This is a genomic window from Burkholderia sp. SIMBA_051, assembly GCF_046534915.1.
Taxonomy (GTDB): domain Bacteria; phylum Pseudomonadota; class Gammaproteobacteria; order Burkholderiales; family Burkholderiaceae; genus Burkholderia; species Burkholderia ambifaria.
Map to the genome: position 1 here is coordinate 1 of NZ_JAWRXS010000007.1, position 22501 is coordinate 22501.

Sequence of the window (22501 nt, forward strand, 5' to 3'; positions counted from 1 at the left end):
GCGGCTGTAGCTCAGTTGGATAGAGTACTTGGCTACGAACCAAGGGGTCGTGGGTTCGAATCCTGCCAGCCGCGCCATCTTAGAAGGGCCTTCCTCCGGGAAGGCCCTTTTTCTTTGCCCCTCCCTTCTCGGCTTCTTCCCGGCGATCGCCGTTCCCTCTCGACACTTGAGCCGGGCCACCACCGCACCTCGCCTGTGTGACCAATGAAAACGGCGGCCCGTGGCCGCCGTCGTATCCCGCTCAGGCAATGCGTCGCGTCAGTAATCCTGTCGTTCGCGCTCGATGCGCATGCCGCCGTCGTGACGCGCATGCACGCTGTCGTCGGTCGAGCGCTCGCGCATGATCCGCATTACATCCGGATTGGTCCGCACGCGCCGCATCACGTTCGCCAGGTGCACGCGATCGCTGACCTGGATCACGAAGCGCAGCACCGTCGATTCGTGCGTCAGATCCTCATCCATGGCGATGTGGACGATGTTCGCGTCGGCCGACGTGATGTCCGCCGCCACGCGCGCGAAGATGCCCTTCGTGTTCTTCACGAGCGCCTTCACCGCGACGTCGAACAGCCGGCCCGGCTGCGGCGCCCACTCGACGTCGATCCAGCGGCCCGGATCGCGGCGATGGATGCGCTGCGCGACACGGCAATCGGTCGTATGAATCGCCATCCCGAGGCCGATGCCGATATAGCCCATGATCGCATCGCCCGGAATCGGCCGGCAGCATGCCGACAGCTGCACGGACATCCCTTCGGTGCCGGTAATGACGACCGGCGGCGCATTGTGCGCGGGATGCCGCTCGGACTTCGGCAGATCGTCGTCCGCATCGCGGCCGCTCGTCAGCACCTCGATGCGCTTGGCCATCACCGCGGCGACGCGGCGGCCGAGGCCGATGTCCGCGAAGATTTCCTGGCGGCTCTTGTTGCCCGTCCACTGCACGAGCTTCTCCCACACTTCCGGCGCCACGTCGGCCAGCGCAAGCCCGTAACCCTTCAGGCTCTGATCGACGAGCCGCTCGCCGAGCTGCACCGACTCGTTCAGGCGCATCGTCTTCAGATAGTGACGAATCGCCGAGCGCGCCTTGCCGGTGCGCACGAAACCGAGCCACGCGGGGTTCGGCTTCGAATACGGCGCGGTGATCACCTCGACGATGTCGCCGCTCTTCAGCTCGGTGCGCAGCGGCAGCAGCTCGTTGTTGATCTTCACGGCCACGCACTGGTTGCCGAGATCGCTGTGGATCGAATACGCGAAATCGAGCGCCGTCGCGCCGCGCGGCAGCGCCATGATCTTCGACTTCGGCGTGAACACGTAGACCGCATCCGGGAACAGGTCGATCTTCACGTGCTCGAGGAATTCGCTCGAATCGCCGGCTTCGCTCTGGATGTCGAGCAGCGACTTCAGCCACTGGTGCGCGCGCTTCTGCACGTCGTTCAGATCGGCGCCGCCGTTCTTGTACAGCCAGTGCGCGGCGACGCCGGCCTCGGCGATCTCGTGCATCTTGCGCGTGCGCACCTGGAACTCGATCGGCGCGCCGAACGGGCCGACGAGCGTCGTGTGCAGCGACTGATAGCCGTTGATCTTCGGGATCGCGATGTAGTCCTTGAACTTGCCGGGCACGGGCTTGTACAGCGCGTGCAGCGCGCCGATGCACGTGTAGCAGTCGAGCGGGCTATCGACGACGACGCGAAAGCCGTACACGTCGAGCACCTGCGAGAACGACAGCTGCTTGTCGCGCATCTTGCGGTAGATGCTGTAGATCGTCTTTTCGCGGCCGGTGATCTCGGCGTCGATCTTCGCGTCGGTCATCGCGCGCTGCGCGGACTCGAGGATCTTGCTGATCACTTCGCGGCGGTTGCCGCGCGCGGCCTTCACGGCCTTCTCGAGCGTCGCGTAGCGATGCGGGTTGAAATTCGCGAAGCTCATGTCCTGCAGCTCGCGATACGTGTTGTTCAACCCGAGGCGGTGCGCGATCGGCGCATAGATGTCGAGCGTCTCGCGGGCGACGCGGCGGCGCTTTTCCATCGGCACCGCGCCGAGCGTGCGCATGTTGTGCAGACGGTCGGCGAGCTTGACGAGGATGACGCGCACGTCGCGTGCCATCGCGAGCAGCATCTTGCGGAAGTTTTCCGCCTGCGCTTCCTCGCGGCTGCGGAACTCCATCTTGTCGAGCTTCGACAGGCCGTCGACCAGTTCGGCGACCTTCGGGCCGAAACGTTCGGCCAGCTCGCTCTTGGTCACGCCCTGGTCTTCCATCACGTCGTGCAGCAACGCGGCCATCACGGCTTGCGCGTCGAGCTTCCAGCCGGCGCAGATTTCCGCGACGGCGACGGGATGGGTGATGTAGGGTTCGCCGCTCTGGCGATATTGACCGAGGTGGGCTTCGTCGCTGAAGTGGAACGCCGCCTTGACCTCTTTGATTTCTTCCGGAGGGAGATACTCGGCAAGCGCGGCGGTCAGTTTCGCGATCGAAACGACGCCGTGCTTGCGCGGCTGCTCCGGCGTGGCGGTCGGCCCGAACAGATGCCGGAAGGACTGTTCGAGGACCGCGTCGATGTACTGGCGCGCAGGCGACCGGGCCGTGGCTTCGGTGGTCGAATCCGCGGAGGCGGACGATGGGGTGGTGCTCATATTCGCCTCCAGGTCGAGTCGTTGCGCGCGTGGATTACATGGCTGGAACGGGCCGGATGCGCGTTACACCGGCACCTTCTTCAACATCTCGACGCCGACGTGACCGGAAGCGATTTCGCGCAGCGCGACGACGGTCGGCTTGTCGCGGCTCTCGATCTTCGGCGTATGGCCTTGCGCGAGCTGCCGCGCGCGGTAGGTGGCGGCGAGCGCCAGTTCGAAGCGGTTGGGGATTTGCTTCAGGCAGTCTTCGACAGTAATGCGAGCCATGTTGGTAATTCCTTCTGAATATAGTCCTTATTCTACCTTATGTCCCTCTACCCTCGCGTCATTCCGCGTGGGGCAGATGGATGCCGAGCTCGATGAACAGCTCCGTGTGTCGCGCGTACTGCGAAGCAAAGCGCAGGCGCGTTGCCGTGACGATGCATTCGAGCTCGGCCAGCGCACGATCGAAATTCTCGTTGATCACGACGTATTCCGCCTCGGATGCGTGCGCCATCTCGCTGCCCGCGGCGAGCAGGCGTCGCGTGATCACGTTCGGCTCGTCCTGTCCGCGCTTCTTCAGACGCTCCTCGAGCGCATCGAGCGACGGCGGCAGAATGAAGATGCCGACCGCGTTGCGGAACTGCTTCTTCACCTGCTGCGCGCCCTGCCAGTCGATCTCGAGCAGCACGTCGTGCCCGTTCATCATTTGCTCTTCGATCCAGACGCGCGACGTGCCGTAGTAGTTGCCGTGCACTTCCGCGCTCTCGAGGAATTCGTGCGCGGCGTGGCGCGCGCGGAAATCCTCGACGGTCGTGAAGTGGTAGTGCTGGCCGTCCTGCTCGCCCGGGCGCGGCTTGCGGGTCGTGTACGAAATCGACAGACAGATGTCGCTGTCCTTCGACAGCAGCGCGTTCACGAGCGTCGACTTGCCGGCGCCCGACGGTGCGATGACCATGAACAGGTTGCCGGGATAGACGCCGCCGTGCAGCGCATGCGACGCGTGGCCGTCGCGGGTGAATTCGGTCATGTCAGCCTCCGCCGTGCCGCCCCGATAACACTCGCCGCCCCGTCGAGGGACAGCAAACGTAGTGAGGGTTGTTTCATCTCTTTACTCCAGGTTTTGCACTTGCTCGCGCATCTGCTCGATCAACAGCTTGAGCGCCATCGATGCGTCGGCCAGTTCCTTCGCCGCCGCCTTCGAGCCGAGCGTGTTCGCTTCGCGATTCAGTTCCTGCATCATGAAGTCGAGACGCTTGCCGACGCGGCCGCCCTTCTCGATCACGTGACGCGTTTCGTTCAGGTGCGCGGTGAGTCGCGACAGCTCTTCCGCGATGTCGATCCGGATGCCGTACATCGTCACTTCCTGACGAATGCGTTCCGCCGCTTCCTCGCGCGTGACGATCGCCGCGCTGCCTTCGGGCGCCGCGAGGCCGAGCGCTTCCTGCAGCCGCTCGACGATCTTCTGCTGATGCTTCGCGATCAGCTCCGGCACGAGCGGCGTGATGCGCGCGACGATCGCTTCCATTTCGGTGACGTTCGCCAGCAGCATCGTCGCCAGCTGCGCGCCTTCGCGCGAACGCACGACGACGAGTTCGCCGATCGCTTCCTTGCCGCACGCGAGCACGGCCTCGCGGATCGCATCCGCCGACACGCCGCTCTCGGCGAGCACGCCGGGCCAGCGCAGGATCTCGCCCGCGCGCAGGCGGCCGACACCCGGGAACGCGTCGAGCACCGAGCGCTCGAGCTCGGCGAGCTGGCCGAGCGCCGACTGGTTCAGCGCGCCCGCGCCGATGCTCTGCTCGCCGCGCTGCAGGTTGATGCGCACGTCGACCTTGCCGCGCGACAGCTTGTTCATCAGCATTTCGCGCAGCGCGGATTCGCACGCGCGCACGTCGTCCGGCATGCGGAAATTCAGGTCGAGGAAGCGCGAGTTCACGGTGCGCAGTTCGACCGACACGCTGGTGCCGCCGTTGCCGGTGGCCGTCGCGAGTTCGCGCGTCGCGCTCGCATAGCCCGTCATGCTGTAGATCATGGTTCGTCTCGCCGTCTGGGTGCCCTTGCGGGCGGGAATAAGTCGAGGCGCCCGGCGCATTGCAAGGCGCGGGGCGGGAAGCGCGCATTATCCCATTTTTGCACCCTACCCCGCCGGGCAACGCTGCCGTTCGGCGCTAAAATCGGGGTTTCCTCTCCCGTCCACGATTCCCCCATGACGTCTTCCCTGTCCCGCCCGAGCGGCCGTCGCGCCGACGAACTGCGCAAGGTCGCCCTCACGCGCCACTACACGAAACACGCCGAAGGCTCGGTCCTGGTCGAATTCGGCGACACCAAGGTGATCTGCACCGCGAGCGTCGCCGAACGCGTGCCCGAATTCCTGCGCGATCGCGGCCAGGGCTGGCTGACGGCCGAATACGGGATGCTGCCGCGTGCGACGCACACGCGCAGCGACCGTGAAGCCGCACGCGGCAAGCAGACGGGCCGTACGCAGGAAATTCAGCGCCTGATCGGCCGCGCGCTGCGCGCGGTGTTCGATCTCGAGGCGCTGGGCCCGCGCACGATCCACATCGACTGCGACGTGATCCAGGCCGACGGCGGCACGCGCACGGCGAGCATCACCGGCGCGTTCGTCGCCGCGCACGACGCCGTGTCGAAGCTGATCGCGGCCGGCAAGCTCGCGCGCTCGCCGATCACCGATCATGTCGCCGCGATCTCGGTCGGCGTGTACGAAGGCGTGCCGTTGCTCGACCTCGACTACGCGGAAGATTCGCGCTGCGACACCGACATGAACGTCGTGATGACGGGCGCCGGCGGCTTCGTCGAAGTCCAGGGCACCGCCGAAGGCGTGCCGTTCTCGCGCGCCGAGATGAACGCGCTGCTCGACCTCGCGCAAAGCGGGATCGGCCAGCTCGTGCAGTTGCAGAAGGACGTGCTGGGCGCCGGCCATGTCTGACGATCGCACCCTCGCGCCGTTCTCGCGCATCGTGCTCGCGTCGAACAACGCCGGCAAGCTGTGCGAATTCACCGCGCTGTTCTCCACGGTCGGCATCGAGATCGTGCCGCAGGGCGAGCTGGCCGTGCCCGAGGCGGACGAGCCGTTCGGCACGTTCATCGAGAATGCGCTGACGAAAGCGCGGCATGCGTCGCGGCTCACCGGCCTGCCGGCGATCGCCGACGATTCCGGTCTGTGCGTGCGCGCGCTGCGCGGCGCACCGGGCGTCTATTCGGCGCGCTACGCGCAGCGCGCGGGTCGCGACGCGGGCGACGCGGGCGACGCGGCGAACAATGCGTACCTTGTCGAGCAGTTGCGCGGCGTCGACGACCGGCGCGCATACTATTGCTGCGTGCTTGCGCTGGTGCGCCACGCGGACGATCCCGAACCGCTGTTCGCCGAAGGTCGCTGGGCGGGCGAGATCGTCGACACGCCGCGCGGCGAGCACGGATTCGGCTACGACCCGTATTTCTACCTGCCGTCGCTCGGCGCGACGGCGGCCGAACTCGACCCGGCCGTGAAGAACACGCACAGCCATCGCGCGCTCGCGCTGAAGGCGCTGCTCGCGCGGCTCGCAGAGGAACCCGCATGATCGTCTTCGTCACGCATTCGCAGCCGGAGGCCGCATGAGCCAGGCGGCGGAAACCGGCGCGCGCGTCGTCGCGACGTTCACGTCGCCCGGGCAGGTGCGGCTCACGTCGCTGCCGCCGCTCGCGCTGTACGTGCATTTTCCGTGGTGCGTGCGCAAGTGCCCGTACTGCGATTTCAACTCGCACGAGTGGAAAGGCGAGCGCTTTCCGGAAGCCGAATATCTCGACGCGCTGCGTGCCGATCTCGAGCAGGCGCTGCCGCTCGTCTGGGGCCGGCAGGTGCATACGGTGTTCATCGGCGGCGGCACGCCGAGCCTGCTGTCCGCGGGCGGGCTCGACCGGCTGCTGTCCGACGTGCGCGCGTTGCTGCCGCTCGATGCGGACGCCGAGATCACGCTCGAGGCGAACCCGGGCACGTTCGAGGCCGCGAAGTTCGCGCAGTTTCGCGCGAGCGGCGTGAACCGCCTGTCGGTCGGCATCCAGAGCTTCAACGAAGGCCATCTAAAAGCGCTCGGCCGCATTCACGACACCGCGCAGGCGCGCGCGGCCGTCGAGATCGCCGCGAAGACGTTCGACAACTTCAACCTCGACCTGATGTTCGCGCTGCCGAACCAGACGCTCGACGAATGCCGGACCGACATCGAGACCGCGCTGTCGTTCGCGCCGCCGCATCTGTCGCTGTATCACCTGACGCTCGAGCCGAACACGATGTTCGCGAAGTTTCCGCCCGCGGTGCCCGACGACGACGCGTCCGCCGACATGCAGGAATGGATTCACGAACGCACGGCCGAGGCCGGTTATGGACGCTACGAGGTGTCCGCGTACGCGAAGCCGAATCATCAGTGCAAGCACAACCTGAACTACTGGCGCTTCGGCGACTATCTCGGGATCGGCGCGGGCGCGCACACGAAGCTGTCGTTCCCGAACCGGATCCTGCGGCAAGCGCGCTACAAGCATCCGGCGACCTTCATCGAACAGGCGATGGCCGGCACGCCGGTGCAGGAAGAACGTGAAGTCGGCCCGCGCGACCTGCCGTTCGAGTTCATGCTGAACACGCTGCGGCTTGTCGAGGGCTTTCCCGTGCACAGCTTCGTCGAGCGCACCGGCCTGCCGATCAGCACGATCGAGCCGGCACTCAAGGAAGCGGAGCGGCGCGGGCTGATCACGCGCGATTTCGCGCAGATCGCGCCGACGCCGCTCGGCCAGCGTTTTCTCAACGACCTGCAGGAATTGTTCCTGCGCGACGACTGAAGCGGAACGACGCGGCATTTCGGTTACAATGCCGCCTCGTGTGGAAGCGTGGCCGAGCGGTTTAAGGCACCGGTCTTGAAAACCGGCGACGGGAAACTGTCCGTGAGTTCGAATCTCACCGCTTCCGCCAAGCGTTCGCCAAACCCCGTCCATTCCTCGAATGACGGGGTTTTTGTTTGTGCGCCGCATGATGCACGCGACGCACGCCCCGCCAGCCGACGCATGCCGCCGGATGCCGTTACAATCCGGCGCTCCGATCCGCGAAACGGGAAACCCACGTCATGAAGCCCTTCATCGCCTCGTCGCTCGTCGCCCTGCTGGCCACCGTCGGCACGCACGCGGCGGCCGCCGATTCCGCCTCCGGCGCCGACGCGCAAACGCCGTCGTGCGCGATCGCATACGTGAAGGGCGTCGGCGGCTCGCCGCGCGGCCTGCGCGAATATCTCGCGAGCCCGACGCCGTACAACTACCTGAAGGAAAACGAGCTCCAGTGCAAGGTGTCAGATGACGGGCGCGCGTCGAACTGCACCGGCGTGACGTATATCCGCAACGAGCAGGTCAGCGTGTACGACGATTCCGACCCAACGACGCTGACGGTCGTCGCGCCGGTGGAACTCGAACATGGCCAGAAGTATCCCGTGATCCTCGTCGTGCAGCGCAAGGACGCGCGCTGCGCGCGGTAACGCGCGAGCCGGCGCGCTCGACGTCGCCGCAGGCCATGCGCTGGAGCCTCACGGGCCGCGCTGCCATCGCCTAGAATTCGATCAGCACGGCGACACGACCGCCGCCGCGACTCGAGGCCGCCCGCGCCACCCGTGCGAGCGGCACACGGAGACCGCCATGACCGAACTGTCGACAGCGACGGATCACGTCGATTACGAAGGCTTCGAGATCCACGTCGTGCCGGGCCTCGCCCCCGGCAGCGACTCGCGTTACACCTACACCGGCTATGTCTGCCATCCTGGCGCGAATCCCGCGCTGCCCGATCACGCGGTGCCGTTCCACGCGGACGGCGAGGAAAGCTACGCGAGCGTCGACGAAGCGGTTCGGGAAGCCGTGCACATCGGCAAGAGCATCATCGACGGCACGCATCCGGACCTGTCCGTTCTGTCGCTCGTGACGCACGGCTACTGAGCCGGGCCCCCGCCGCATTCATCGCTGCCGGCGCGCGCGACTCGCGGGCACGCGCACCGCGCGCCCGCAGCGTCACATGTCACGTCACATCGCGGCATGCGGCGGGCCGCCGCGCGCCGTCATCCGCGAATCGCTACGTCGCGGCGCGCGCCTTATGCGTTTCTCCCGATATCAGGTCGTGCACGGGCGTCTATCATTTTTTTATCGTCACCCTCCGGCGCTTCCCCATGCCGGCACCTCCCATGTGCTCTCTTCCCCGCCCTCGCGTCGACCGGCCGCGCGTTGTCGCGCTGGTCGCCGCCATGATGCTTGCCGCCTGCACGATCACGCCGCCGCCGTCGGTGCACTCGGTCGTGACCATCCCGTCGATTACACGCAGCGGGAATCTCGCGCAGTACCGCGTGGAAGTCGCGCGGTGCGTCGCCGAGCACAATCCGTCCGCCGTGTCGCGCGGGCCGCAGGCGATGCTGCGCTCGCTCGTCGTCGTCTCGTTCACCGTCGATCGCGGCGGCCGCCTCGTCAACGCATCCGTCTATCGCAGCAACGGCGACAGTGAAGCGGAAGCGCTCGCGCTCGCGTCGCTGCGCCGCTCGGCGCCGCTGCCGGTGCCGCCGTCGAAACTGCTGGACGGCAACGGCCGGATCGAGATGATGGAAGGCTGGCTGTTCAACGACGACGGCCGCTTCCAGTTGCAGAGCACCGCATCGGCGCAGGCGCAAACGCTCGACTGAGGCTGAGCCCCGCCGTGATTGCCGCTCCTTGATTGCCGCTATGTCGCGGCGCTGGCTATAATTTTCCGCAATCGCGCGGCCATCCTCCCGCGCGCGCGTTCGTACGCCGCACCCGGCATGCGAGCCGACCATGCCGGCACCGGGCGGCGGCGACCTATCCGTCTCCATCGTCGACCGGCGGGCGACGTCCGCGCCACGGCGCGCGCGTCGACACCGCTACCGCATCATCCGCTCGGCGGCTCGCCCGGCAGGCGCCCGCCTGCCCGAGCGCACGCCCAGCCGATCGCCCCAACGACAAATCGGAGACATCCATGTCCGCATCTCCCCCGGCCGTTGCACACGCAACCGGTTCGGCCGGCGCCGCCGTCAGCCACCGGCGCATCGTGTTCGCGAGCTTCATCGGCACCGCGATCGAGTTCTACGACTTCTACGTGTACGCGACCGCCGCGGCGCTCGTCATCGGCCCGGTGTTCTTTCCGCATGGCTCCGCGACCGCGCAGGCGTTGTCTGCGTTCGTCACGTTCGGCATCGCGCTCATCGCACGGCCGATCGGCTCGTTCCTGTTCGGCCACTTCGGCGATCGCATCGGCCGCAAATCGACGCTCGTCGCGTCGCTGCTCGTCATGGGTGTGTCCACCACCGCGATCGGCTTCGTGCCCGGCTACGACACGATCGGCGCGCTCGCGCCGGTGCTGCTGTGCGTGCTGCGCTTCGGCCAGGGGATCGGCCTCGGCGGCGAATGGGGCGGCGCGGCGCTGCTCGCGACCGAGCACGCGCCGCAAGGCAAGCGCGGCTGGTTCGGGATGTTCCCGCAGTTGGGGCCGTCGGTCGGCTTCCTGATGTCGAACGGGCTGTTCTTCGCGCTCGCGCTGTCGCTGTCCGATGAACAATTCCGCAGCTGGGGCTGGCGCATCCCGTTTCTCGTCAGCGCGGTGCTCGTCGCGGTGGGCCTCTACGTGCGGCTGAAGATCACCGAGACGCCGGCGTTCCAGGCCGCGCTCGATCGCAACGAGCGCGTGCGCGTGCCGGTCGCGACGCTCGTCTCGCAACACTGGCGGCCGACGCTGCTCGGCGCGCTCGCGATGGTGGTCTGCTACACGCTGTTCTATATCTCGACGGTGTTCTCGCTGTCGTACGGCGTGGCGACGCTGCATATTCCGCGCCAGAGCTTCCTCGGCCTGCTGTGCTTCGCGGTGGTGTTCATGGGGCTCGCGACGCCGCTGTCGGCATGGGCGTCGGACCGCTTCGGGCGCAAGCCGGTGCTGATCGTCGGCGCGATCGCCGCGCTGCTGTCCGGCTTCGCGATGGAGCCGCTGCTCGGCAGCGGTTCGATGCCGCTCGTCGCGCTGTTCCTGACGCTCGAGCTGTTTCTGATGGGCGTGACGTTCGCGCCGATGGGCGCGCTGCTCCCCGAGCTGTTCCCGACCAACGTCCGCTATACGGGCGCGGGCGTCGCGTACAACCTCGGCGGGATCCTCGGCGCGTCGATCGCGCCGTACATCGCGCAGCTGCTCGCTGCGCACGGCGGCCTGTCATGGGTCGGCGGGTACGTGTCGGTCGCGGCGGCAATCAGCCTGATCGGCGTGCTGCTGATGCGCGAAACCCGCGACGCATCGCTCGTCTGAGCCTTCGGGGCGCAGCGGGTTGTGCGGCGGGCGGCGCTGCCTATACTCGACCGCGGGGGCGCCGTTGCGCGCCCACGGGAACCCTCCCCGAAGGAGCCGCCGCGATGAACATCCGCCTCGACAACGCCGACCTCATCCTGATCCTGGCGCTCGCGCTGGGTGGCGCGCTGCTGCTCGCGGCGCGCTTCCGGCCGAAAACCTGGCGCGGCCTGCTGCTCGACGCGCTGCTCGCCAATCTGGCGGCGATCGCTGCGGTGGTCGCGTTCGAAGCGCTGCTCGCCTGAACCGGCCGGCTTCGCTTCCGCGCGGCCGGGTCACGCGAATCGCGAGGCTCAGGCCGTCAGCTGCGCGGGCCGTGCGGCATAGGCCGGTGCGACCGCGTCGATCGCATCGAGTGCCTGCGCAACCGACGGCGGCGCGCCGGGCTCGCCGATCGACAGCGCATTCGGTGCCCCGCCGATCCCGCAATGGTGGCGAGACGTCGCGACGAAGATCATCACGGTCGGCCGCTGCAGCGCGTGCGCCATGTGCACGAAGCCGGTGTCGACGCCCACCACGAGCGCGGCCCGGCCGAGGGCCGCGCCGAGTTCGCGCACCGACATCGCCGGCAGCACGATCGCGCCCGGCGCGCGCGCGGCAATCTCCTGCGCGTCGCCATGTTCGGCCGGTGACCCCCACGGCAACAGCACGCGCACGCCGCGCGCCATCATCCGGGTGGCCAGCGCGGCCCAGTGGTCGGCCGGCCATTTCTTGTCCGGATTGGACGTCGCGTGAAACAGCAGCATGAACGGCGTGCCGTCGGTCACGGCGGGCGGCAGGCTCGCATCCTGCGGCGGGACGATCCCGTACGTGGCGATACCTTCGGGCACATAGCCCAGCGCCTCGCCGGCGCTCACGCGCATGCCGTGCCATGCGTCGCAGTCGGGCCGGGGGCCGAAGCGATGCGAATACGCAAAACGGGCGCCCGTCTCGCCGAGATCCTGCGTCTGGTAGCCGACGCGGCGCGCGGCGCGCGCGAGTACCGAGATGATCGCGCTCTTGTAGACGCCGTGCAGATCGATGACCGCATCGTAGCGATGCGCTCGCAGCGCGCCGATCGACGCGGAGATCGCCTTCAGGTCGCCGCCGTTGCGCATCTTCTTGAACCGCCGCAGCGGCGCGCAAAGCACATTGGTCACGCCCGGGTGCCAGCGCACGACTTCCGCGCAGGATTCGTCGACGGCCCAGTCGACCGTCACGCCCGGGAAGGCGCGATGGAGGTCCGCGACGACGGGCAGCGTCTGGACGACGTCGCCGAGCGACGTCACTTTCACGATGAGGATGCGTTTCACGTTCTTTGTGGGATATATCGGACCATTGCGCCATGCTAACGACGCTTGGCGGGTACAAACATTACACCGACATTACATTTGCAACAAAATGCATCGTTTTTGTGAAGGTTTGTCGAGATCGGCATCCGGTTCTTTTTATAATGTGTCCTTTGCCTCCCGGCCCCCGCCGATGCAACGCCCCACCCTTCCCCCCCTGTTTCCCGCCCTCACCCGCCGCTCGCTGCGGATCTGGCGGCAGTACGGTGTGTTCTGGCTCGGCGCGATTGCCGTGGGCCTCGCGGCCGTGCTGTACGCGCGGCTGATCGACTGGGGCTACGACACGTTCCGCACGCTGCGCGAGCACGCCGCATGGCTGCCGCTGCTGCTCACGCCGTCGATCGCCGCCGCATCCGTGTGGATGACGCGCCGCTTCTTTCGCGGCGCCGAGGGCAGCGGGATCCCGCAGGTCATCGCGACGCTGCATGCGAGCCCGGGCGCGTTCGGCGCGCGGCTGCTCACGCTGCGGATCCTGTTCGGCAAGGTCCTGATCTCGTTCCTGGGGATCCTCGGCGGCTTCACGATCGGCCGCGAAGGCCCGACCGTGCAGGTCGGCGCGGCGCTGATGTTCAACCTGCGGCGCTTCTACCCGCGCTCGAACGCGCAGATCGAGCGGCAACTCGTGCTCGCCGGCGCGGCGGCCGGCCTGTCGGCCGCGTTCAATACGCCGCTCGCCGGGATCGTGTTCGCGATCGAGGAACTGACGCGCAGCTTCTCCGCGCGCGCCAGCGGCGTGCTGATTACCGCGATCATCCTCGCCGGTGTCGTCGCCTTGGGCCTGAACGGCAATTACACGTACTTCGGCACGATCGACGCCGGCCAGCATTTCCCGAAAATGCTCGCCGTCGCCGTGCTCGTCACCGCGCTCGTGACCGGCGTCGCGGGCGGCCTCTTCAGCTGGCTGCTGCTCAATACCGGGCGCTGGCTGCCCGCGCGCCTGCTCGGCCTGTATCGCGAGCGCCCGATCACGTTCGCGGCGGTGTGCGGCTTCGTGATCGCCGTCGTCGGCATCGTGTCGGGCGGGACGACGTTCGGCAGCGGCTATGCCGAGGCACGCGGCCTGCTCGACGGCCACGAACAGCTGTCGGTGTTCTATCCGTTCCTGAAGATGGTGTCGATGGTCGCGTCGTACCTGCCGGGCATCCCGGGCGGGATCTTCGCGCCGTCGCTGTCGATCGGCGCCGGGTTCGGCAACGTGCTGCACATCGTGTTCAGCCACATGAGCCTGCCGATGCTGATCGCGCTGGCGATGGTCGGCTACCTCGCGGCCGTCACGCAGTCGCCGATCACGTCGTTCGTGATCGTGATGGAGATGATCAACGGCCACGCGCTCGTGATTTCGCTGATGGCGACCGCGCTGGTGTCGAGCCGCATGGCGCGCTTCTTCGCGCCGCCGCTCTACGAAACGCTCGCGCAGCGCTATCTCGCGCCGCCCGCGGCCACGGCCGCGGTCGAACCCGCGCGCGCAGCGGCGCCGGCGGCGACAACCGGCGTCACCGAGCCGCAGGACGCGGCCGCAGCGCCCGCCGATCCGCTCGACACGCTGCGCGAAGGGGATGGTCGCGAGCCAGACACCGCGGCGGCAGGTATCGACACCGACACCGACACGGACACCGGCGCCGCGCACACGCCGGCGACGCCGCATGACGGCGGCCGGCCGGCATCCGGCGCGAACGGCCCGGCGCAACCGGGCCCGCGCGATACTCAGTAGATCACCACCGGCGCCGGCCGATAGTAGACAGGCCGGGCCGGCACGACGATACAGCCGGCGAGCGTGATCGCGACGAGCGCGATGGCAATGGCGGTTCGTTTCATCGCACGCGCTCCGTCAAGCCCAGTGGCCGCGGGTCCAGAACCAGTTCGGACCACGCTGATTCCAGTGGCCCGGCACCCAGTGCATGCCGACACGCTCGGCTTCCCAGTGGCCGCCGATCCACACGTAGCGACCGTGATCCCAGCGCCAGTGGCCGCGCTCCCACACATAGCCGACGCGCGCGTCGGGCACGACTTCGTAGCGCACGGCCGGCGGCGCGTTCGGCGCGACGACGACGATTTCCTCGGCGGGCGCGGCCACCGGTTCGGCGACGACCATTCGGCCCGATTGCACCAACACCGGCGCGCCGACGAGAATCTCGTCCGCGCGTGCAGCGAGCGGCGCGGCGACGGCTGACAGGCCCGCGGCGAATAGCGCGAGCGAAACGATACGACGTTGAACAACAGAGACAGCCATCACAACCTCCTGATTGAGAAATGACGCGAGCGACGCGAGCGTATTCGTTCAATGCGGGAGGTCGACCAACGGCCGACAGACACCGTGTTACGGCGAGCCCGAAAGTGCAACAGGGCGTAAGACGCGCACGGCGGCATGCGCCGCCGTGCGGAGAGAGGCCGACAAACGTCAGGCTTGCGGGATCTCGATCTTCACTTCGAGGACTTCGAGATCGTCCTGGCGCTCGAGGCTCACGCGGATGTCATCGTTCGAAATACGGACGTACTTCGAGATGACCGCGACCAGCTCCTTCTGCAGCGCCGGCAGGTAATCGGCCGGCGGCCGGCCGCCGACCCGCTCGTGCGCGATGATGAGCTGCAGGCGCTCCTTCGCGACCGATGCGGACTTCTTCTTCTCACCGAGGAGAAACGAAAGGATGGACATGGGCGGCCTCCGTTACTTGCTGCCGAAGAGGCGCTGCAGCAGGCCCGGCTTCTGGTAATCGGTGAAGCGCAGCGGCTTGTCCTCGCCGAGGAAGCGAGCGACGACGTCCTTGTACGCTTCCGCCACGTCGGTGCCGTCGATATGCACGGCCGGCAGACCCTGGTTCGATGCGTGCAGCACGGCTTCCGATTCGGGCACCACGCCGATCAGCTTGATGCGCAGGATCTCGCTGATGTCCTCGAGCGACAGCATCTCGCCTTCGCTCACGCGCTTCGGGCTGTAACGCGTGATCAGCAGGTGCTCCTTGATCGGATCCTTGCCTTCGGTCGCGCGCTTCGTCTTCGACGACAGGATGCCGAGAATGCGGTCCGAGTCGCGCACCGACGACACTTCCGGGTTCGTGACGATCAGCGCTTCATCGGCGAAGTACATCGCATGCAGCGCACCGGCTTCGATCCCGGCCGGCGAATCGCAGACGATGAAGTCGAAGTCCATCGCGACCAGGTCGTTCAGCACCTTCTCGACGCCGTCGCGCGTGAGCGCATCCTTGTCGCGCGTCTGCGACGCCGGCAGGATGTACAGGTTCTCGCACTTCTTGTCCTTGATGAGCGCCTGGTTCAGGTTCGCTTCGCCCTGGATCACGTTGACGAGGTCGTACACCACGCGCCGCTCGCAGCCCATGATGAGATCGAGGTTGCGCAGGCCAACGTCGAAGTCGATCACGGCCGTCTTGTGGCCACGCAGCGCGAGGCCCGACGCGAAGCTCGCGCTGGTCGTCGTCTTGCCCACGCCGCCCTTGCCCGAAGTCACCACGATGATTTTTGCCATTTACCCAATACCCTGTGTTCGTCAATGAGAGCCGATCGATCCGGCGTGCGCCGCGTGAATCACGTCAGGCGCAGCGGTTCGATCATCAGTTTTTCCTCTTCGAGCCGGATCTGCACCGCTTTGCCCAGTATGTCGGCGGGCAACGGGTTCTCGGTCGTTCGATAGATACCCGCGATTGAAATCAGTTCCGGTTCGAGACACGTGCAGAAAATGCGCGCGTCGTGATTGCCGTGCACGCCCGCGAGTGCGCGGCCGCGCAACGGCGCGTAGATGTGGATGTTGCCTTCCGCGATGATCTCGGCGCCGTGACTGACCGGCGCAAGCACCACGAGGTCCCCTTTCGCGTAAATCTGCTGCCCCGAACGCAGCGGCCGATCGATCACCAGCGTCTGGCCGCCCGCCGAAATCTGCGTCGGTGCAGGCTCCGGCGCCGGTTCGGCTGCCGCAACGGCCTCGGCAACGACAGGCGCTGGCTCCGCTTCGTCGGCCGGCTTCGCGGCCGACACGCGGCGATCGCGTGCCTCCAGCAACGGCAGACCGGCTTCCCCCGCCCAGCCCTGCGTGGCCAGCGCCACGACGCCCACCGGGCGCATCCGCACGTCGTTCAGCATCTGGCGGATGTCGGCGAGCGCGACGCGTTCGCCGTCCGCGAGGCGGCGGACGTCGATCGCGACGACATCGTCGGCGAAAAACTCGGGAGTCGCTTCGAAGCGCTTGACCAGTTCGGTACGCAACGCATCGAGATCGGTCGTCTTCACGGTGAACAGCAACGTATCGACCGATCCGCTGCGCAGCTCGAAGAATGGCGATTTTTTAAGCGACATGGACACTCTGCAAAAAATTTTTGCGTATTTTACAGGCGTCCACGCGTGCAGCCATCATTTTTGGGAAACCGGGTCGCGGCGAACGCGCGACCAGAAGGGGGGCAGTGGGACGGGCGACCGGGCCTTCATTGCGCCGTGCGGCCCGCGCGTTCATGCGTCAGGGTGTGTTGAAGTGCGACACGAACAACGACTTCATCGCGCCGGGCATGCGCGCGATTGGTGCATGCTCGCCCGTGTTGCCGAAACCCGCGCGTTCGTAGAAACGGATGGCGTTGCGGTTTGCGTCGGCGATCCATGCATAGACGTCCTGCGCACCGCGTTCGGCCAGCCACGCGGTGGCCGTTTCCAGCAACAGCACGCCGCCGCGCAGATGACGGACCGCGTGCGCGACCCACAGCTCGCTGACGAACGCGCGCCGCTCGGGCGTATTGTCGAAATACGCGCCGATCATGCCGGCCGGATGGCCTTCGGTGTACAGCAGGAAAGTCGTCGACTCGTCGGACGTGGCGCGCAGCGCGGCGATGGCCGCCGCCGCGTCGGCATCGACGTTCAGCAATTCGGCCTCCGGCGCTTCGCCGGGCGCGTAGGGCTCACGCAATGACGCGGCGCGGAGTTCGCGATACACGCGGCCTTGGTCGGCAGCGATACGACGAACGGTCAAGGTCGAACTCATGCAGGCACAGCCCCCTTCGGACAGCAAGCTACTAGCTTCAACCGAAAGCGGGGCATGAGTCAAATCGTTATTTTCAAATGACAGCGCGGATCGAAAGGCAACGGAGGTCGCGCTCGCGCGGGTGTGCAGATGCAGCATTGGCGCGGCGATGCGCAGTGATGCATGGCGGGCGAGCCACAAGGTCAGACATGTCGCCCTTCTCGCCTTGTCATGTATGGGATTCATGCAGCGCGCGTCCGTTATTTGAGCGCCACGGCCGTAATCGTTCGTAACATATGTACGGAAAAGGACTGGCGCGCCGCACGTCGTTGAGCCGCGCTTATTGCATTGCAACATTCGTTGCGAAGCTCACCGCTGGAGAGCCGCGAGCATCACAACACACATTCCTCTGACGACACCCCGGCCGCACGGGTGGATCGGGCCTGCGTTGGCCTGTTTCAATCACCCGCGTGCCGGCCCTTCCCGACACGCGTCACCCACCGGCCGCCGTTTGGAGTTTCATGCCTAGCGCCGGGGTTTGGAAAGCGTGCGCGGCGGTCGTATAACTGGCACAACCGGACACCGATCCGGTGCCGCGCGCCGTGTCGCGGACCAACGACGATTCGAACGACGATAAACGTGCACGTGTGGCCGCCGCGCCCGCAAGCGCAGGAGCCGGCCCCGAAAGGAGGGAGACAATGGCAACGACCGACGAATCGGCCTCGGGCTGGTCGGATGGCAAGCGTTATCTGTGGCTGCTCGGTGCGGTGACGATCACGCTGCCGATCTTCTCGGCCCAGCTTGCGTTGTCGACGGGTCTTCACGTGTTCTGGTGGTTCGGCCCGCTGTTCGCGTTCGGCGTGATTCCGATCCTCGACACGCTGATCGGCGACGATCGCGACAATCCGCCCGAAGCCGTCGTCCCGGACCTCGAACGGGCGCGGTATTACCGCTACATCGTCTATCTCGCGACGCTGGTCGAATACATCGCGTTCTTCATGTGCGTGTGGATCGTCGGCACGCATGCGCTCGCGTGGTACGACTACGTCGGCTTCGCGCTGTCGCTCGGCGCGGCGACGGGCATCTCGATCAACACCGCGCACGAACTCGGGCACAAGACCAGCCGCTTCGAGCGCTGGCTCGCGAAAGTCACGCTCGCGCCGGTTGCGTACGGGCACTTCTTCGTCGAGCACAACCGCGGCCATCACGTGCGCGTCGCGACGGCCGAGGATCCGGCGAGCGCGCGCTACGGCGAATCGTTCTGGGCCTTCCTGCCGCGCACGGTGACGGGCAGCATCCGCTCGGCCTGGCGGCTCGAAAAGACGCGCCTCGAGCGGCTCGGGCATTCGCCGTGGACCTGGCGCAACGAGGTACTGCATGCATGGGCGATGACCGTCGTCGTGTGGGGCATCGCGATCGCGATGGCCGGCAAGGTCGTGATCCCGTTCCTCGTGATCCAGGCCGTGTACGGTGCGTCGCTGCTCGAAGTCGTCAACTACGTCGAGCACTACGGGCTCGGCCGCCGCAAGCTGCCGAGCGGCCGCTACGAACGCTGCACGCCGCAGCATTCGTGGAACAGCAATCACGTCGTCACCAACCTGTTCCTGTATCAGTTGCAGCGGCACGCCGACCATCACGCGAACCCGACGCGCTCGTACCAGGCGCTGCGCCACTTCGACGACTCGCCGCAACTGCCTGCCGGCTACGCGACGATGATCCTGTTCGCGTACGTGCCGCCGCTCTGGTATCGCGTGATGAATCCGCGTGTCGTCGCGCACTATGGCGGCAACATGGCGCAATCGAACATCAAGCCGTCGATCCGCGCTCGCGTGCTCGCGCAGTATTCGGCGGCGCCGTGATGCCGGGCTGCGCGGTCGCCGGCGATATCGTCAGGCGGCTTGCGGCAGCCTGAACACGGCGACCGCGTGCCGCAGCGCGCTCGCCTGCTCGGCCAGCGCCTGCGTTGCGGCCGACGCCTGTTCGACCAGCGCCGCGTTGCGCTGCGTCGCTTCATCCATCTGCGTGACCGCGACGTTCACCTGCTGGATGCCGCCGCTCTGCTCCTGCGATGCGGAGGAGATCCCGCCGGTCGTCGCGCGATCAGGTCGGACTTGCCGCGTGCGGTCGGGCCGCCTCGGTCGTGCGCCGGCCGGCCATCCAGCGACGCACCGCGACGATCGACAGCACACCGCCCACGATCCCGGCAATCACGTCAGCCAGGTAGTGACCGCCCTGCGTTGGCGTCGATGCAATCATTACCGCATTCAGCACGACCCCGGCTGGAAACACGTAGCGGACATGCCGCACCGCATACGCGAACAGCAGAGCCAGCATCACATGGAACGACGGCAACGACACGAGCCCCTGCGATTCGGCCAGGTTCAATTGATGGAATTGCCCGCTGCGCAGCAGGTCGTAGTGTGTCACCGTCGATGCGGTGCCCGGGTCGGTGATACCGAAATGGATGAATGCGCTGGCAGCCGGGAACGGCGTGGAGACGAGCACGACCACGATCACCGCAAACATGAACTGCGCGACGAACTCTGCAAGATCGTCGACGCGGCGGGCCGCCGCCAGGATGAACGGCACAGCAATCAGTTGCGGCATGCCGCTGCGATACGCGAGATCGAGCACACGGTGCAGGTCCGTTTGCGCCATCACCCATCGGTACAGGTCCGGCCAATGGAAACCAAGCATCGCATCGAAGCGAACGAGATGGTTTTCGACCGGGGGCGGGGCGAGCGCCACGCAGAGATAATCGAGCACGGCGACGGCCGCACTGAGCGTTGCGAGCAGCGCCACGCTCAGTAGCGCAAATGCAAATTCGCGACAGCGCAGCATTCGCGTGATGTCGCGATAGCGGCGTACGCAGGACAGGACTGCAAGGAACCCGCTTGCCGCGAACCCGAATGCGACGTTCTTCACGAGCTCGACGACGCTGTCGGGATTCACGACCCAATCCGCGCGCGTGACACACATGCAGGCAGCGAGCGCTGTCAGCAAGACAGCGCCCGTCAGCTTTCCCCAGATCCCCGTGCTCGCTCTCATTGTGGCTTTTATGGTTCAACGTGTGTCGGCCGGCCCATGCGCCAGCGCGCTATCGTACACCGGCATCGGCACAGCAACGCTCATGAAACTGAACGACCAAAACGAAAAACCCCGTGATCCTTTCGGATCACGGGGCTTCGTATTTTGGCGGAGAGGGTGGGATTCGAACCCACGGTACGGGGAAACCGTACGCCTGATTTCGAGTCAGGTACATTCGACCACTCTGCCACCTCTCCTTCCTTGCTGCATCTCGCGGCTGGTCGTTTCCGCGAGAAAAAGATTATAAGACGATCGTTTCCTCGCTGACAAGCCCTTTCTGCAAATTTTTTGCGAAGGGTTTGAAGGCCGCGTTACGACGCCTGTGCAGGCGCGTCGATTCGCTCCATGCCGCCCATGTACGGACGCAGTGCTTCCGGCACCGTGACCGAGCCATCCGCGTTCTGGTAGTTCTCCAGCACCGCGACCAGCGTGCGGCCGACCGCGAGACCCGAACCGTTCAGCGTATGCACGAGTTCCGGCTTGCCCTGCGCATTGCGGAAACGCGCCTGCATCCGGCGCGCCTGGAACGCCTCGGTGTTCGAGCAGCTCGAGATCTCGCGATAGGTGTTCTGCGCGGGCAGCCACACTTCGAGGTCGAACGTCTTCGCGGCCGAGAAACCCATGTCGCCGGTGCACAGCGCCACAACGCGGTACGGCAGGCCGAGCTTCTGCAGGATCGCTTCCGCGTGGCCGACCATCTCGTCGAGCGCCGCGTACGATGCGTCGGGCGCGACGACCTGCACCATCTCGACCTTGTCGAACTGGTGCTGGCGGATCATCCCGCGCGTGTCGCGGCCGTACGAGCCGGCTTCCGAGCGGAAGCACGGCGAATGCGCGGTCAGCTTGATCGGCAGCGCGGAGCCTTCGACGATCGAGTCGCGCACGGTGTTCGTCAGCGAAATCTCGGACGTCGAGATCAGGTATTGCGTGATCGTGTTCTCGCCGCCGCCCTTCTCGACGCGGAACATGTCGTCCGCGAACTTCGGCAGCTGGCCCGTGCCGTACAGGATCTCGGGATTCACGATGTACGGCGTGTACGTCTCGCTGTAGCCGTGCTGCAGCGTGTGCGTGTCGATCATGAACTGCGCGAGCGCGCGGTGCAGGCGTGCGATCGCGCCGCGCAGCATCGTGAAGCGTGCGCCGGCGAGCTTCGCGCCGGTTTCGAAATCGAGACCGAGCGGCGTGCCGACGTCGACGTGATCCTTCACCGCGAAGTCGAACTCGCGCGGCGTGCCCCAGCGGCGCACCTCGACGTTGTCGGCTTCGTCCTTGCCGACCGGCACGCTTTCGTGCGCGATGTTCGGCATGCCCAGCATCAGGTCGGACAGGCGCGTCTGGATCTCGCCGAGCTTGGCCTCCGACGCCTTCATCTCGTCGCCGATGCCGCCGACTTCGGCCATCACGGCCGACGTGTCCTCGCCCTTCCCCTTCATCGCGCCGATCTGCTTCGACAGGCTGTTGCGGCGCGCCTGGAGCTCTTCGGTACGGGTCTGGATCGCGCGGCGTTCCGCTTCGAGGGCGGAAAACGCGGCGACGTCGAGGGTGTAGCCGCGATCGGCGAGGCGCTTCGCGACGCCGTCGAGGTCTTTGCGCAGCAACTGGATGTCGAGCATGGGAGGACTTGGGAAATCGTTGTGTAAGACGGGAATTCTAACGCACCGCGCGCTCGCCACGGCATTGGCCGGACGGACAGTGGCGCAAACGCGCGACTGACGTGGCAGTATCGCATTGTCGGCGTGCGCGTCGGCAGCCGGCGAAGCATATCGTGCAGCGCCGCCGCGCAGCGCGCGACAGCCGCGCCGGGCGGGCGCAAAGCGGCGGGTCACGCACCCGCCTTCGCATCACCATCACCCGAGGGAACCCCGATGGCCATCGAGCTGGACAAGGATGTCCGCGACCGCGCGATCGCGTCGCTGCAACGCTATTTCACAGAAAACATGGACGAGCCGATCGGCAACATTCAGGCTGGCGCGCTGCTGCACTTCTTCGTCGAGGAAATCGCGCCGGCGATCTACAACCTCGCGATCGCCGATGCGCAGGAACGCCTGCACGCACGCGTCGCCGAACTCGACATCGAATGCCACGCTGAGCCGTTCGAGTACTGGAAGAAGCAGCCGGGCCGCAAGCGCTGACGCACCCGGCGTAGCGCGCGCCGCCGCGTGCGGC

General features: G+C 66.6%; 23 protein-coding genes, 3 tRNA genes and 1 pseudogene. 13 read left to right on the forward strand and 14 right to left on the reverse strand.

Annotated features, from left to right (window positions below; all coding sequences use genetic code 11):
* Window positions 1-77, forward strand: a tRNA-Arg gene (locus SB771_RS18125).
* 181 nt (window positions 78-258) lie between these two features.
* On the opposite strand, the gene SB771_RS18130 is transcribed toward SB771_RS18125, so the two are convergent.
* The 4 genes from SB771_RS18130 to SB771_RS18145 all read right to left on the reverse strand — a co-directional run bounded on the left by SB771_RS18130 (window position 259) and on the right by SB771_RS18145 (window position 4639).
* Window positions 259-2625, reverse strand: a complete 2367-nt coding sequence (locus tag SB771_RS18130; RefSeq protein ID WP_126227327.1) for a RelA/SpoT family protein — start codon at window positions 2623-2625, stop codon at window positions 259-261.
* A 63-nt stretch (window positions 2626-2688) separates the two neighbouring features.
* Window positions 2689-2892 carry a DNA-directed RNA polymerase subunit omega gene (rpoZ, locus tag SB771_RS18135; protein ID WP_006756189.1) on the reverse strand — a complete coding sequence of 68 codons (204 nt, stop codon included), beginning with the start codon at window positions 2890-2892 and terminating at the stop codon, window positions 2689-2691.
* Window positions 2893-2950: 58 nt separating this feature from the next.
* A complete protein-coding gene (gmk, locus tag SB771_RS18140) occupies window positions 2951-3634 on the reverse strand; it encodes a guanylate kinase (RefSeq protein WP_006750850.1) in 684 nt (227 codons plus the stop codon).
* 81 nt (window positions 3635-3715) lie between these two features.
* Entirely contained in the window at window positions 3716-4639 is a 924-nt protein-coding gene (locus SB771_RS18145) for a YicC/YloC family endoribonuclease (protein WP_006750849.1), read from the reverse strand.
* 174 nt (window positions 4640-4813) lie between these two features.
* On the opposite strand from SB771_RS18145, the gene rph reads away from it, so the two are divergent.
* The 9 genes from rph (at window position 4814) to SB771_RS18190 (ending at window position 11208) form a co-directional block, all read left to right on the forward strand.
* The gene (gene rph, locus SB771_RS18150; RefSeq protein WP_006756186.1) at window positions 4814-5554 is read left to right on the forward strand and encodes a ribonuclease PH; all 741 of its coding nucleotides are present in this window, start codon (window positions 4814-4816) and stop codon (window positions 5552-5554) included.
* A complete protein-coding gene (rdgB, locus tag SB771_RS18155; RefSeq protein ID WP_175660983.1) occupies window positions 5547-6185 on the forward strand; it encodes an RdgB/HAM1 family non-canonical purine NTP pyrophosphatase in 639 nt (212 codons plus the stop codon). The genes rph and rdgB overlap by 8 nt, the downstream gene beginning before the upstream one ends.
* A 34-nt stretch (window positions 6186-6219) precedes the next feature.
* Window positions 6220-7434 (forward strand): radical SAM family heme chaperone HemW, encoded by a 1215-nt coding sequence (gene hemW, locus SB771_RS18160; RefSeq protein WP_126227324.1) that lies wholly within the window; start codon window positions 6220-6222, stop codon window positions 7432-7434.
* A 42-nt stretch (window positions 7435-7476) separates the two neighbouring features.
* Window positions 7477-7564: transfer RNA gene (locus SB771_RS18165), tRNA-Ser, on the forward strand.
* Window positions 7565-7715: 151 nt separating this feature from the next.
* On the forward strand, window positions 7716-8117 hold the full coding sequence (locus SB771_RS18170) for a hypothetical protein (RefSeq protein WP_165751030.1): 402 nt from the start codon (window positions 7716-7718) through the stop codon (window positions 8115-8117).
* Between the two features lie 157 nt (window positions 8118-8274).
* Window positions 8275-8568 (forward strand): hypothetical protein, encoded by a 294-nt coding sequence (locus SB771_RS18175; protein ID WP_126227322.1) that lies wholly within the window; start codon window positions 8275-8277, stop codon window positions 8566-8568.
* Between the two features lie 242 nt (window positions 8569-8810).
* The gene (locus SB771_RS18180) at window positions 8811-9299 is read left to right on the forward strand and encodes a TonB family protein (protein WP_041491108.1); all 489 of its coding nucleotides are present in this window, start codon (window positions 8811-8813) and stop codon (window positions 9297-9299) included.
* Between the two features lie 311 nt (window positions 9300-9610).
* Entirely contained in the window at window positions 9611-10924 is a 1314-nt protein-coding gene (locus SB771_RS18185; RefSeq protein ID WP_175705036.1) for an MFS transporter, read from the forward strand.
* A 104-nt stretch (window positions 10925-11028) separates the two neighbouring features.
* A complete protein-coding gene (locus SB771_RS18190; protein ID WP_006750841.1) occupies window positions 11029-11208 on the forward strand; it encodes a hypothetical protein in 180 nt (59 codons plus the stop codon).
* Window positions 11209-11256: 48 nt separating this feature from the next.
* On the opposite strand, the gene waaC is transcribed toward SB771_RS18190, so the two are convergent.
* The gene (waaC, locus tag SB771_RS18195; RefSeq protein WP_175660981.1) at window positions 11257-12255 is read right to left on the reverse strand and encodes a lipopolysaccharide heptosyltransferase I; all 999 of its coding nucleotides are present in this window, start codon (window positions 12253-12255) and stop codon (window positions 11257-11259) included.
* Between the two features lie 169 nt (window positions 12256-12424).
* Here waaC and SB771_RS18200 point away from each other — a divergent pair, with 169 nt between their 5' ends.
* Window positions 12425-14002, forward strand: a complete 1578-nt coding sequence (locus tag SB771_RS18200; RefSeq protein WP_175660980.1) for a chloride channel protein — start codon at window positions 12425-12427, stop codon at window positions 14000-14002.
* A 117-nt stretch (window positions 14003-14119) separates the two neighbouring features.
* Here SB771_RS18200 and SB771_RS18205 read toward each other — a convergent pair whose 3' ends face one another.
* The 5 genes from SB771_RS18205 to SB771_RS18225 all read right to left on the reverse strand — a co-directional run bounded on the left by SB771_RS18205 (window position 14120) and on the right by SB771_RS18225 (window position 17407).
* Entirely contained in the window at window positions 14120-14521 is a 402-nt protein-coding gene (locus tag SB771_RS18205; protein ID WP_175660979.1) for a YXWGXW repeat-containing protein, read from the reverse strand.
* Between the two features lie 168 nt (window positions 14522-14689).
* On the reverse strand, window positions 14690-14944 hold the full coding sequence (gene minE / locus SB771_RS18210) for a cell division topological specificity factor MinE (RefSeq protein WP_006750836.1): 255 nt from the start codon (window positions 14942-14944) through the stop codon (window positions 14690-14692).
* A 12-nt stretch (window positions 14945-14956) separates the two neighbouring features.
* Complete coding sequence (gene minD, locus SB771_RS18215; protein ID WP_006750835.1) at window positions 14957-15772, reverse strand: septum site-determining protein MinD; 816 nt, start codon at window positions 15770-15772, stop codon at window positions 14957-14959.
* 59 nt (window positions 15773-15831) lie between these two features.
* Window positions 15832-16596: a septum site-determining protein MinC gene (gene minC, locus SB771_RS18220; RefSeq protein WP_105831597.1), complete on the reverse strand. Its 765-nt coding sequence runs from the start codon at window positions 16594-16596 to the stop codon at window positions 15832-15834.
* A gap of 157 nt (window positions 16597-16753) precedes the next feature.
* Complete coding sequence (locus tag SB771_RS18225; protein WP_229061854.1) at window positions 16754-17407, reverse strand: GNAT family N-acetyltransferase; 654 nt, start codon at window positions 17405-17407, stop codon at window positions 16754-16756.
* Between the two features lie 539 nt (window positions 17408-17946).
* Between SB771_RS18225 and SB771_RS18230 the strand changes: the two genes are divergently transcribed.
* The gene (locus tag SB771_RS18230; RefSeq protein ID WP_175660978.1) at window positions 17947-19107 is read left to right on the forward strand and encodes an alkane 1-monooxygenase; all 1161 of its coding nucleotides are present in this window, start codon (window positions 17947-17949) and stop codon (window positions 19105-19107) included.
* Window positions 19108-19137: 30 nt separating this feature from the next.
* Here SB771_RS18230 and SB771_RS18235 read toward each other — a convergent pair.
* The 4 genes and pseudogenes from SB771_RS18235 to serS form a co-directional block, all read right to left on the reverse strand.
* Window positions 19138-19350: pseudogene (locus SB771_RS18235) on the reverse strand (methyl-accepting chemotaxis sensory transducer); the annotation flags it as partial.
* Entirely contained in the window at window positions 19349-20050 is a 702-nt protein-coding gene (locus tag SB771_RS18240; RefSeq protein ID WP_244102780.1) for a phosphatase PAP2 family protein, read from the reverse strand. The pseudogene SB771_RS18235 and the gene SB771_RS18240, both read right to left, overlap by 2 nt.
* Before the next feature lie 391 nt (window positions 20051-20441).
* Window positions 20442-20532 (reverse strand) — tRNA-Ser (locus tag SB771_RS18245).
* A gap of 114 nt (window positions 20533-20646) precedes the next feature.
* Entirely contained in the window at window positions 20647-21948 is a 1302-nt protein-coding gene (serS, locus tag SB771_RS18250; protein WP_175660977.1) for a serine--tRNA ligase, read from the reverse strand.
* A gap of 252 nt (window positions 21949-22200) precedes the next feature.
* Between serS and SB771_RS18255 the strand changes: the two genes are divergently transcribed.
* On the forward strand, window positions 22201-22467 hold the full coding sequence (locus SB771_RS18255) for a DUF2164 domain-containing protein (RefSeq protein WP_006750829.1): 267 nt from the start codon (window positions 22201-22203) through the stop codon (window positions 22465-22467).
* Window positions 22468-22501 lie beyond the last annotated feature (34 nt).